This window comes from Ruegeria sp. AM5 (assembly GCF_056540645.1).
Genome location: NZ_JBQFXC010000013.1, coordinates 49,188 through 61,192 on the forward strand (window position 1 = coordinate 49,188; position 12,005 = coordinate 61,192).

11 protein-coding genes are annotated in these 12,005 nt (G+C 57.5%); 4 read left to right on the forward strand and 7 right to left on the reverse strand.

Annotated features, from left to right (window positions below):
- Positions 1–2 precede the first annotated feature (2 nt).
- Complete coding sequence (locus tag ACR0AH_RS19255) at positions 3–449, reverse strand: Rrf2 family transcriptional regulator (RefSeq protein ID WP_170423813.1); 447 nt, start codon at positions 447–449, stop codon at positions 3–5.
- Positions 450–543: 94 nt separating this feature from the next.
- Between ACR0AH_RS19255 and ACR0AH_RS19260 the strand changes: the two genes are divergently transcribed.
- Complete coding sequence (locus ACR0AH_RS19260; protein WP_480593296.1) at positions 544–1,155, forward strand: gamma-glutamylcyclotransferase family protein; 612 nt, start codon at positions 544–546, stop codon at positions 1,153–1,155.
- A gap of 15 nt (positions 1,156–1,170) precedes the next feature.
- Here the strand turns inward: ACR0AH_RS19260 and gltX are convergent, their stop codons facing one another.
- Together gltX and ACR0AH_RS19270 are read right to left on the reverse strand one after the other, a co-directional pair.
- The gene (gene gltX, locus ACR0AH_RS19265; RefSeq protein WP_170733612.1) at positions 1,171–2,496 is read right to left on the reverse strand and encodes a glutamate--tRNA ligase; all 1,326 of its coding nucleotides are present in this window, start codon (positions 2,494–2,496) and stop codon (positions 1,171–1,173) included.
- 60 nt (positions 2,497–2,556) lie between these two features.
- Complete coding sequence (locus tag ACR0AH_RS19270) at positions 2,557–2,991, reverse strand: DUF1801 domain-containing protein (protein ID WP_480593298.1); 435 nt, start codon at positions 2,989–2,991, stop codon at positions 2,557–2,559.
- Between the two features lie 116 nt (positions 2,992–3,107).
- Here ACR0AH_RS19270 and ACR0AH_RS19275 point away from each other — a divergent pair, with 116 nt between their 5' ends.
- Positions 3,108–4,040 carry an MBL fold metallo-hydrolase gene (locus tag ACR0AH_RS19275; protein ID WP_170733610.1) on the forward strand — a complete coding sequence of 311 codons (933 nt, stop codon included), beginning with the start codon at positions 3,108–3,110 and terminating at the stop codon, positions 4,038–4,040.
- 3 nt (positions 4,041–4,043) lie between these two features.
- Here ACR0AH_RS19275 and ACR0AH_RS19280 read toward each other — a convergent pair whose 3' ends face one another.
- The 3 genes from ACR0AH_RS19280 to ACR0AH_RS19290 all read right to left on the reverse strand — a co-directional run bounded on the left by ACR0AH_RS19280 (position 4,044) and on the right by ACR0AH_RS19290 (position 7,743).
- Positions 4,044–5,375, reverse strand: coding sequence for an NAD(P)/FAD-dependent oxidoreductase (locus tag ACR0AH_RS19280; RefSeq protein WP_480593299.1), 1,332 nt, complete (start codon positions 5,373–5,375; stop codon positions 4,044–4,046).
- Positions 5,376–5,524: 149 nt separating this feature from the next.
- The gene (locus tag ACR0AH_RS19285) at positions 5,525–5,866 is read right to left on the reverse strand and encodes a hypothetical protein (RefSeq protein WP_170395910.1); all 342 of its coding nucleotides are present in this window, start codon (positions 5,864–5,866) and stop codon (positions 5,525–5,527) included.
- A 218-nt stretch (positions 5,867–6,084) separates the two neighbouring features.
- Positions 6,085–7,743, reverse strand: coding sequence for an NAD+ synthase (locus ACR0AH_RS19290; protein WP_480593300.1), 1,659 nt, complete (start codon positions 7,741–7,743; stop codon positions 6,085–6,087).
- A gap of 141 nt (positions 7,744–7,884) precedes the next feature.
- Between ACR0AH_RS19290 and ACR0AH_RS19295 the strand changes: the two genes are divergently transcribed.
- Positions 7,885–9,390: a 2-isopropylmalate synthase gene (locus ACR0AH_RS19295; RefSeq protein WP_170514006.1), complete on the forward strand. Its 1,506-nt coding sequence runs from the start codon at positions 7,885–7,887 to the stop codon at positions 9,388–9,390.
- 7 nt (positions 9,391–9,397) lie between these two features.
- Here the strand turns inward: ACR0AH_RS19295 and ACR0AH_RS19300 are convergent, their stop codons facing one another.
- Positions 9,398–10,063 carry an SDR family NAD(P)-dependent oxidoreductase gene (locus ACR0AH_RS19300; RefSeq protein WP_170566546.1) on the reverse strand — a complete coding sequence of 222 codons (666 nt, stop codon included), beginning with the start codon at positions 10,061–10,063 and terminating at the stop codon, positions 9,398–9,400.
- Between the two features lie 276 nt (positions 10,064–10,339).
- Between ACR0AH_RS19300 and ACR0AH_RS19305 the strand changes: the two genes are divergently transcribed.
- Entirely contained in the window at positions 10,340–11,911 is a 1,572-nt protein-coding gene (locus ACR0AH_RS19305) for a 2-isopropylmalate synthase (RefSeq protein ID WP_170395900.1), read from the forward strand.
- The last annotated feature ends 94 nt before the right edge of the window (positions 11,912–12,005 follow it).

Below are 12,005 nucleotides of genomic sequence, written 5' to 3' on the forward strand. Positions count from 1 at the left end.
GTTCAGCGCATACAAGCGACAGGCTGCAATATTTTCAGCAATTGGTCATTGTCGCACACCAACGCATCGAGCGTGATTTCGTCCAGCGACGCATAAAACACCTCAGCCGCATCCCGCAGCGCCAACCGGAGGCGGCAGGCATCGGTCAGTGGGCAGGTGTTGTCAGCATCCGCAAAACACTCGGCAATCGGCAATCCGCCTTCGACATGGCGAAACACGGACCCGACCCGGATCTGATCCGCCGGGCGCGCCAGCGTCATGCCGCCATTGCGGCCGCGTTGTGTGCTGAGATAGTCTAGCTGGCTCAGTTGGTTGATCACCTGTGCCAGATGGTTTTCTGAAATATTACAGACATCGGCGATCTCGGCCTTCGTGACCAGCCGTTCCTGATGTGCGGCGCAATACATCAAAACACGCACCGCGATATTCGTCCGTTTGGTAATCCGCATTAGGGCCTCCCGAATCTCAAGGTGAAGCTTTATTGCATGTCTCGTAAAAAGACTGTTTGACATACATCAATCGTCAAAGAAGGACGCGACCCGCATGGCAGACCCTTATTTCTTCGGCTATGGCAGCCTCGTGAACCTATCGACGCATGATTTCCCCGACCCGCGCCCAGCGCGACTGAAAGGTTGGCGACGCGCATGGCGGCACACGGATCTGCGCCCGGTGGCGTTTTTGACCGCTGTGCCGGATGCTGATTCCGAGATCGATGGTATGATCGCCCATGTTCCTAAAAACGACTGGGCCGCGTTGGATGAAAGAGAATGGGCTTATGACCGCGTTCCAGCCACACGGTCGGTCACGCACACTCTGACGCAAGAGGTGGAAATCGCTGTCTACGCAGTCCCGCATGATCGACACACCCCGCCCAGCAATCACCATCCCCTATTGCTCAGCTATATTGATGTTGTCGTGCAAGGGTATCTGCGGGCTTTTGGACCAGAGAGCGCCGATCGCTTCTTTGCAACAACCGATGGTTGGGATGCTCCGATTTTGAACGACCGCGCCGAGCCCCGTTATCCCCGTCACCAACAATTGAAGCAGGCCGAGACCGAATTCGTGGATGACCGCCTGCAACGCGTTTCGGCGCAAGTTTTGCGACCCGGAGAACAAAGAAAGGCAGGTGATTTACCTGCCTCCTTCGTATTCTAAGCACTGACCCTGAAGTCAGCCGCGAGCGCGGATCACCTGCAACAGCGGCAGCAAGGTCGCCATTTCGGGCCCGCGCTCCATCCCCGTTAGCGCTTTGCGCAGCGGCATGAACAGGCCTTTGCCCTTGCGGCCTGTGGCCTCTTTCACGGCCTTGGTCCATGTGCCCCAAGTTTCCCCATCGAATGGGCCTTCGGGCAGCAATGAGACAGCCTGAGCGATGAACTCACGGTCCTCGTCAGCGATCAGGGGTTCGGCCCCATCACGACACAATTCCCACCATCCCTCGAGATCGCTTAGCGTCGTGATGTTTTCGCGCGCCATGGTCCAGAAAGGCTCGGCCAGTTCAGCAGGTACACCTGCTTTAGCAACGGCATCGGCCACATCGGCCAGCGGTAGCGATTGCAGGTGCTTCGCGGTCAGCGGGAACAGGTCCTGCACGTCGAACTTGGTTGGGGCCGCACCGAAGCGTGTAACATCAAAGCCGTCGATCAACTCTGACATATCCGAGCGCAACTCAACCGGATCTGACGACCCCAGACGCGCCATCAGGCTCAGTAAGGCCATTGGCTGCACGCCCTGCTCTCGCAGATCGCGCAAGGCCAGAGTGCCCAAGCGTTTCGACAACGCCTCTCCCTGCGGGCCAGTCAGCAACGAGTGGTGCGCAAAACGCGGACAGGTGCCGCCCAACGCCTCGATGATCTGAATCTGCGTTGCGGTGTTGGTGACATGGTCCGAGCCGCGCACGACATCGGTTACGCCCATCTCGGTGTCATCGACCACAGAGGCAATCGTATAGAGAACCTGACCATCGCCCCGGATCAGCACCGGGTCGGATACTGAAGCTGCATCGATCGAGATGTCGCCCAAAATGCCATCGTTCCATTCGATACGCTCGTGGTTCAGTTTGAACCGCCAGACGCCATTGCCACGCTCAGCGCGCAGGGCTTCTTTCTCGGCGCCGCTGAGGTTCAGCGCTGCACGGTCATAGACCGGCGGCTTGCCCATGTTCAGTTGCTTCTTGCGCTTGAGGTCGAGCTCGGTGGGCGTCTCGAACGCCTCATAGAACCGGCCCATCTCGCGCAGCTTGTCGGCGGCCTCGGCGTAGCGGTCCAGACGCTCCGACTGTCGCTCAACCCGGTCCCAATGCAGGCCCAACCACTCCAGATCCTGCTTGATCGCGTCGACATATTCTTCCTTCGACCGCTCAGGATCGGTGTCATCGATACGCAAGATGAACGTACCGCCGGCTTTGCGGGCGATCAAATAGTTCATCAGGGCGGTGCGCAGGTTGCCCACATGGATGTAACCGGTGGGCGACGGGGCAAAACGGGTCGTGGTCATGGAAGTCTCCTGTTGGCGCGGCTCATCTCACATGGGCGCGTTTTTGTCCAGAAGAGGCTTTCAGGTTGGTTCAACCGGCCAAATGCCATCTAAGCGTTCGAGCCCGGCTTTGATGAGTTCACGAAGCACGTCGAGATCGATATCCGGTAGCTTATTCATATAGAGGCAGGATTTACCCAGCTTGTGCTTGCCCAGTCTTGATAAGACATCTCCGAAGTCAGCATACCCGGGCATGATATAGATGGAATGCGCCGCCTTGCGCGGAGAGAACCCAGTTGCGAGAAAGTCGCCCTCGCGCCCTGACGCATAGCGATAGTGATATCGACCATAGCCAATGATCGACGTCCCCCACATTACTGGCGCATAACCTGTGGTTTCACGAAACAGCCTGTCCAGCGCGTGCGCCTCCTCCGCCTTGCGGGTCGGCTGAATACTCGCCAGAAAATCAGCAACGTTTTGCTCGGTGTGTACGGTTTTATTCGCAGATCGCGGCATGAACAAAAATTAACACGTAATGTTCAACCACGCAGCCCATATAACAGTGCCATAGTATGGCCACAGGCCCAGACTGACCTAATTCAGTCAAACATGCTCTGACAGGGAGAACGACCATGACCATCAGATTGACTCGCCGGGCGGCGCTTGGAACGGTTGCGGCTCTGCCGCTTGCGGCAGCTACTTCGCCTGTTCTGGCCGCAGGTACCGAGACCAAAGCCAACTCTACAATAGCAAAATCGTTTCAACTGGGCGATTTCACCGTCACCACCTTGTTGGATGGCAGCCTGCCTCGTGATGGTGCGCAAGACATTTTCGGCGGCGGCGCCTCGGATGAAGATTTCGCCCGTGTATCGGCTGACAACTTCATCTCGCCAGATGTTGCACAGTTCTTCTTCACACCAACGCTGGTTAATACGGGGTCCGAGATGATCCTGTTTGATACTGGGCTTGGCCAAGGTGGAATTCAGGCCGCGTTGGCCGACGCCGGCGTAACGCCTGATCAGATCGATGTGGTGGTCATTACCCACATGCATCCCGATCATATCGGTGGTATGACAACCAATGATGCCGCGACTTTTGCCAATGCGCGTTATGTAACAGCAGCACCCGAATACGACTTTTGGTCAGCGCAAGACGCGGGCAACCGAGTGGGTGATTTGGTTGCAGCCAAAGTCACCCCGATGGCAGAGAAGATGACCTTTATCGGGGATGGTGGTGAAGTCGCATCCGGCGTCACCGGTATGGCAGCGTTTGGTCATACTCCGGGCCATATGGTCTATCACCTAGAAAGTAACGGTCAGCGTCTGGTCCTGACGGCGGATCTTGCAAATCACTATGTCTGGTCATTTGCACATCCTGAATGGGAAGTGCGATTCGACATGGACAAAGCCGCTGCAACGGAATCGCGCAGGAATGTGCTGGGCATGCTGGCTGCGGACAAAGTGCCTATGATCGGCTATCACATGCCTTTCCCGGCCGCTGGGTATGTCGAATCCCGTGGCGACGGGTTCCGGTTCGTGCCGGTCAGCTATCAAATGATGGGTTAGAGGCTAAAAACCAGCATCCGGCCGCACTTTTGACTCATCCGTGAAACGGGACAGGCGAAAGGCGGTCGGATCAACGCAAGGCGTGCTTTCCGTAACAAGGTCCGCCACTAATCGACCTGCGGCAGGACCGATGCCAAAACCGTGGCCGGAGAAACCGGTCGCAATATGCAGGCCCTGCACCGCGTCCACTTTCGAGATGACCGGGATCGCATCCGGGGTCACATCGATCAGGCCGGCCCAGCTTTGCACGATCTCCGCACTATCAAGCGCAGGCAACGCCTTGCGGGCGTTGGCCCACGCCCTTCGCAACACTTTCTGGGAAGGTTCCGGGTCGAGTACTCGGCAATGTTCAAACGGTGTCACATCGGTCGGCAGCCAGCTTCGATCCTCATTCGCCTCGACCATCCAGCGTCTCGAAAGGCGAAACCTTAAGGACCGCCACTCTTGCCGGAATGCGGGCAGAAACTGCAACCCGAGTCGGAAACTGTCAGGAACGATATCCACTGTATTCTCGTGACCCGAAGCTATGGTGTATCCCCCGTCCGAGCGCTTTCGAATGGCAAAATCATCACTCCAAAGCGACACTTCTGGCCCTGCTGCAACCGGAGAGGTCCGCATTACCGTATTGAGCACTTTGAGCTGTGGCAGAGCGGTTCCAGCGTTCCCCGCAAACAGCCGAGACCAGGCTCCGCCTGCAAGTACAACTTGACTACACCTTACGCGGCCGCGTTCGGTGAAAACACCTGCGATCCGGCCCGCAGCAACATCGACACTTCGCACCGCGCATTGCGTCATGATCGCGGCCCCACGGTCGCGCGCCGCCTCGGCGATTGCGGGGGCCGCCCATTGCGGCTCGGCCCGCCCGTCCTGCGGCATGTAAAGCGCTGAGCGCAGTTTCATACTGTTATCCGACAGCAACCCGTCCAGTTCAGGGCCGGATACCATGCGAGCACCTGTTTGCAGCCCTTCAACATGGTCCAGCCATCGCGTCAGGTTTTCATCGTCTCGTGCGCCAGATGCGCCAAACACGATTCCTGATTGAACATAGCCTGTGGCGCGTCCCAATCGCGCATCCAGCCCTTGCCAGATTCTAAGTGCCTCTTGCATCAGGGGGATCTCGCGCGGATCACGTGTCCCAAGGCGCACCCAGCCCCAATTGCGCGAGCTTTGCTCGCCCGCAATCCGGCCCTTCTCGCACAACAGAACGGAAACACCTCGCTCAGCAAGCTCGAAGGCTGCCGAAGCCCCGATGATTCCACCACCTATGACGACAACATCTACGTGTTTGGGAAGTGTGAGATCAGATTCGACGGGTGTCGGTGTGGGGCCTGGCATTAACCGCTCGGTGCTCGTTCATCGGAGCGACATCCAGCCTGAAGGCGATTTCACTGGCAATGTAGAAAACGGTTGGTCCCGAGCAATTGCCGGAACCTGTGGCCAATTGGCCAATGCGCGGCGAATTACGCCGCGCAGATGCGTTCAGATTACGCCGCCCCGGAAAGTTGCGCCCATTTCTGGCGCAGTACCGTGCTGAGCTTGGGATCGGACTTTGATGCAAGCGATTCCTGTGGCTGCAACACCGGAAATTCCGATCGCAACGGAACCGGGCCTGCCACCGCGCCGGGCGTCGGCTCTTCCTGGCTCATAATGTCTGCAATCGCAGCATCCAGCGCCTGTTCATCCAACTTGCGCGGCGCTGATTCCATAGGCTTCAACTGCAACGGAGAATGAAGCGGCTTATCGTATCCATTCGTCATTTGACCACCAATACCTTTACTGACATCCCAAACACGGATGCCTTTTCCCAGTTCCACAATCCCGGTCATCGGCTCTGAAAATGGCAGGCCAACCTACCGGATTGCGTCACATCCGCCCCATATGAGGCGAACCCCTGTCGTAAATGTGGCAAAAAAAGGACGCGCGTACAAGCGAAACATAGTCTTTTGACCGCACAACTGGCTGAAATTGATAAACAAACTGCCGCAGAAATCCGCATTACCATTCACTTTCGAAACAATGGTAAATTCTTCAACCAGAGCGGTGCTTACGTTCTATCCCGCCAGCGATTTACAATCGGATAGCGACGATCCAGCCAGAAGGCCCGCGGTGTCAACCGTGTGCCAGGCGCGGACTGGAAGCGCTTGTATTCACTAATGTAAATTAGGTGTTCGACCCGCCGGGCCTCGGCCTTGTCAAATCCGGCTGCAACGCAGTCGGCGATTGAGCCATCCTGATCTACCAAGATATCAAGAATCGCATCGAGAACGGGGTAGTCCGGCAGGCTGTCGCTATCTTTCTGATCTTCACGCAATTCAGCACTTGGCGGCTTGTCGATCACCGAAGGGCGTATCACCTCACCCTCGGGACCCATCATCCAGTCGCGATGATTGGCGTTGCGCCAGCGGCAGGTCTCGAACACGCGAGTTTTGTACAGATCCTTGATCGGGTTATAGCCGCCGTTCATGTCTCCATAAATGGTGGCATATCCCACTGCGACCTCGGACTTGTTGCCGGTGGTCAGCAGCATCTCGCCAAACTTGTTCGAAATCGCCATCAACAGCAGACCGCGCAGGCGGGACTGAACATTTTCCTCGGTCAGGTCCTCATTTCGACCCGCAAACAGCGGAGCCAGAGTGTTGGTTACTGCTGCGCGTCCCTCAGAGATCGGCACAAAGTCGTAATGCACGCCCAGCGCCTTGGCGACGGCTTCGGCATCATCCAAAGAACTTTGGCTTGTATATTCCGAAGGCAGCATTACGCAGCGTACATTTTCCGCACCGATCGCATCCACGGCTATTGCGGCCACCAGCGCCGAGTCGACGCCGCCCGACAACCCCAGCACAGCTTTGCCAAACCCCGTCTTGCCCATGTAATCGCGCAGAGATTGCACCATCGCGCGATAGTCCTGCTCCCATTCGTCGGGTTGCGGCACGACTTCACCAGCCACAATACGCCATCCGTCATCTTGGCGCGACAGATCGATATGGCTGACGGCCTCATCGAAGACGGGCATGCGGAACGCAAGCTCTCCACCCGGGTTCAATCCAAACGTAGCACCGTCGAAAACCTGATCATCCTGCCCGCCGACCATGTTCAGGTAGATTACCGGCAGACCCGTTTCGACCGTGCGAGCCACCATGTGGTTCAACCGGATATCGTATTTGTTTCGAAAATAGGGCGAGCCGTTGGGGATCAGCAGAAACTCGGCCCCGGTTTCTTCCAGTGTCTCGGCGACATCCTCGTGCCAGCCATCCTCGCAAATCGGGCTACCGATACGGACATTTCCAACGGCATAAGGGCCGCCCATAGGACCCGCATCATAAAGGCGCACTTCATCAAAGACGGTTTCATTGGGCAAATGATGTTTAAGAACTTTGCTGACAATCCGCCCACCGTTAAGGATCAGGTAGGCGTTATAAAGCTTCCCATCTTCAACCCAAGGACCGCCGATGGCCAACGCCGGGCCGTCGGCACAGTCTTCAGCCAACGCCTGCACCGCATTCATCGCGGCCCGATGAAACGCGGGCTTCATCACCAGATCCTGGGTATTGTAGCCGGTTATGAACATCTCGGGCAGCGCCACAAGATCAGCCTGCGCCGCGCGCCCTTGCTGCCAGGCTGCAGCAGCCTTGGCGGCATTACCGTCGATATCCCCAACCGTTGGGTTCAATTGCGCCAGAGTGATGCGGAAACGATCGGCCATTTTTGCCCTCTTGCCCTCATGTCTTTCAGGGATTTAGCAGATCACACCGCGAGTGAAAGGCAAATGCGCCAAAAGCCGTTGCTCTGCCCTCGGCGGTATCTTAGTTTTGCGCCAACACAAACACCGCAGGCAGGTACAAAAATGAAAGCGATCCGCACATCCCTTACCGCTGCAACGCTTACAATGCTGGCGTCTTTTGCTATCGCCCAACAGGACGGTCAGATTGTCATCGCTGATGATGATGTCGGAGGTGTCTACGAGGGCACGTTCGAAAACGGGCTGCGCCATGGCACCGGCACTTACCGCCTGCCGAACGGTTTTGAATATTCCGGTCAATGGGTCGAGGGCGAGATTCAAGGACAAGGCACCGCGCGCTACGCCAATGGCTCTGTCTATGAAGGGACATTCACCAAGGGCCAACCAGAAGGGCGCGGCAAAATCGTCTATTCTGATGGCCAGTCCTATGAGGGCGAGTGGGCCAACGGCACGATAAACGGTACCGGTATCGCGACATATTCCAACGGCTCGCGATACGAGGGCGGCTTCAAGGACGCCAGATATCACGGTCACGGCGTGCTGACCGGCCCGGATGGCTCGGTTTATGAGGGCGACTGGGTAAACGGCCAGAAAACCGGCAGCGCCAAGATCACCTACGCCGATGGAAGTACCTATGAGGGCGACTTGAATGGCGGGCAACGGCATGGTCAGGGTAGTCAGGTCTGGGTCGACGGCATGACTTATGCTGGGTCCTGGGCCAACGACCAGATGGCCGGAACAGGCCGTTTGGTTCAACCAAACGGAGATGTCTACGAAGGCGAAATGGTCGAAAATCGCCGACAGGGCAAAGGCAAATCCATCTATGCCAACGGTGCGACCTATGAAGGCGACTATGCTGATGACCAGCGCCATGGTCAGGGCACCTATAGTGGTAGCGACGGGTTTGCGTACACAGGCGCCTGGCAAAAGGGCCAGATTGAGGGCCTGGGTGAGATGCTCTATCCCGATGGTTCGGTTTATATCGGCGACTTTCTAGATGACCTGCCTCATGGCAAGGGGCAAACGACATACCCCGACGGATCAGTTTACGACGGCAACTGGATCGCCGGGATTTTTGAGGGCACCGGCACGGCAACCTATCCCAACGGAACGGCTTATACGGGCCAGTTCAAAAACGCCCGCTTCGACGGCAAAGGTATTCTGACCTTTGCAAATGGCTATCGCTATGATGGCGATTGGGTAGACGGTGTCCGACAGGGCAAGGGCAAGGCTACGTTTCCGGACGGGATCATTTACGAAGGCGATTTTCTGAATGGCAAGCGTCACGGCAAGGGAACACTGACCCGACCAGGCGGATACAGCTACACAGGCGACTGGGCCGACGGCAAGATCACTGGCTTTGGAACCGCCACCTATGAGACCGGGGATGTCTATGAGGGCAATTTCCTGGAAAACAAACGCCATGGTGACGGCACGATGCGTTTCGCAGGCGGCGAGGTTGAGACCGGCGTTTGGGAAAATGACACGCTGGCGACCGAGACAGAGATTGCGCCCGAAACACCCGCTTCGAGCGCCGAAACCCCTGAGCCCGACTCTACCCCCGACGCGCCCGCCCCTGACGCGACGGACCCGGATACAAACGACGGCTAAATCAGCCCTACCAAGGCACGCGCTTACCAGCCCAATCAAAAAAGCTACCCGTGTCGGCAGGGGTAAGCCCATTGACAACGGACAGCAGATTGGCTGCGGCCTCATTGGGTTCAACAGCCGGATGGCGGGCAAGGTACTTTTCAGTAAAGGCCGTTTTGACTGTTCCGGGGTGCAAAGCGACACATATGGCCTGTTTGTGCGTGCGTGCCAATTCGATGGCAGCCGTATGTACAATCTGGTTCACAGCCGCCTTGGCCGCACGGTAACTGACCCACCCACCCAGCCGGTTGTCCCCGATTGAACCAACCCGGGCCGACAGCACGGCGATCACCGATCTGCGGTCGCGTGGCAGCAGGCGGTGCACGTGCTTCAACACCAAGGCCGGGCCAACTGCGTTCAGTGCGAACTGGTCCATCATCGCCTGCGCGGACAAGGTGCGCATAGATTTTTCCGGACCCATACCGTTAATCTCAAGCGCCCCTGAGGTCACCATGATCAGATCAAACGGATCAGAAAGGGACGCCAGCATACGCTCTGCGCCATCCGGGTCGGTCAGGTCAAACCCATCCGTTGATCTGGCCAGTCGGGTGACTTTGACACCATCCGTTGTCAGGTGGTCATTCAAAGCGCGCCCGATACCGCCAGAAGCTCCGATGATTAATGCAGTTTTCATGCACAAGAAGTTAGCCGAAAGCTTCATCGCTTCAACTCCACCGTCAATTTTGTTCCCCCGTAAATTTCCCGCTTTTCATTCGCCGCGCGCCCTGTATAAGCTGATCCCCATGATCAACCGCGCAGATATCGCTTTTGCAAACGCCGCACTCAGCGGCGCGTTGCTGCGTGGTCTACTGATCCTAATCCGCCTCTGAGCGTGCCATCCGGCGCGCCCGCTCAGAGGAGGACGCCCGCGCGCCAAGAGGCTTTAGGACAGAAGAAGAAAGAGAACCCCATGACAAACGTGACCGACCAAGACCGCGTCGTGATCTTCGACACCACCTTACGCGACGGCGAGCAGAGCCCCGGCGCGACCATGACCCACAACGAAAAGCTCGAAATTGCCGAGCTTCTGGATGAGATGGGCGTCGACATCATCGAAGCCGGATTCCCCATTGCATCGGAAGGCGACTTCAAAGCGGTGTCCGAGATTGCCGAGCGGTCGAAGAACAGCCGCATCTGTGGTCTGGCCCGCGCCAATTTCGCCGATATCGATCGGTGTTGGGAGGCGGTGAAACACGCCGAGAAGAACCGGATCCACACCTTTATCGGAACCTCTCCGCTGCACCGGGCGATACCAAATCTGACGCAAGACGAGATGGCCGACAAGATCCACGAAACGGTCAGCCACGCGCGCAACCTTTGCGAAAACGTGCAGTGGTCGCCGATGGATGCGACCCGGACCGAATGGGATTATCTGTGCCGCGTGATCGAGATTGCAATCAAGGCTGGCGCCACCACGATCAATATCCCCGATACTGTCGGTTATACTGCCCCAGTCGAGTCTGCAGATCTGATCAAGCGCCTGATTGAGACGGTTCCAGGCGCGGATGAGGTAATCTTTGCCACCCACTGCCACAACGACCTTGGCATGGCGACAGCGAACTCTCTGGCAGCTGTCGCAGGTGGTGCGCGTCAGATCGAATGCACCATAAACGGGTTGGGTGAACGCGCAGGCAACACCGCGCTGGAAGAAGTTGTGATGGCGTTGCGCACACGCAACGACATCATGCCGTGGCATACTGGCATCGACACCACCAAGATCATGCATATTTCGCGCCGGGTCGCGACCGTGGCCGGATTTCCGGTGCAGTTCAACAAGGCCATTGTCGGCAAGAACGCTTTTGCCCATGAAAGCGGCATCCATCAGGATGGCATGCTGAAGAACCGCGAAAACTTCGAGATCATGCGCCCTGAAGACATTGGGCTCTCTGGCACCTCTTTGCCGCTGGGCAAGCATTCGGGCCGCGCTGCACTGCGCGATAAGCTTGAAACGCTGGGGTATGAGGTTGGTGACAACCAGCTCAAAGACATTTTCGTGCGCTTCAAGGATCTGGCCGACCGCAAGAAAGAAGTCTTTGACGATGACCTCATCGCGTTGATGAGCGTCGACGACGAAGCGGACGATCACCTGCAACTGGTGTCGATGAAAGTGACCTGCGGTACCGGAGGTCAGGCCGAAGCGACGGTCGAGCTGGAAGTAGAGGGTGCAGACAGGATCGCCACGGAAAACGGTGACGGCCCAGTCGACGCAACCTTCCGGGCGATCCGGGCGATCTATCCCAACACTGCGCGGCTGCAACTGTATCAGGTGCATGCGGTAACCGAAGGCACGGACGCGCAAGCCACGGTTTCGGTCCGTCTGGAAGAGGATGGTATGATCGCCACCGGTCAGTCTGCAAATACAGATACGGTGGTTGCGTCGGCCAAAGCCTATATCCACGCGCTGAACCGCCTGATCATGCGTCGTGAAAAGGCCGGTCCGGGGGCAGATACACGCGAGATCAGCTACAAAGACCTGACCTGATTGAAGGGTAAGGCGAATGGCTCCCGCACCCGCGGCGGCCCGGCTTCGCCGACCCTTCTTGGGTTTTGGGCCCGGCAGCGCGCCTCTGGCGCGC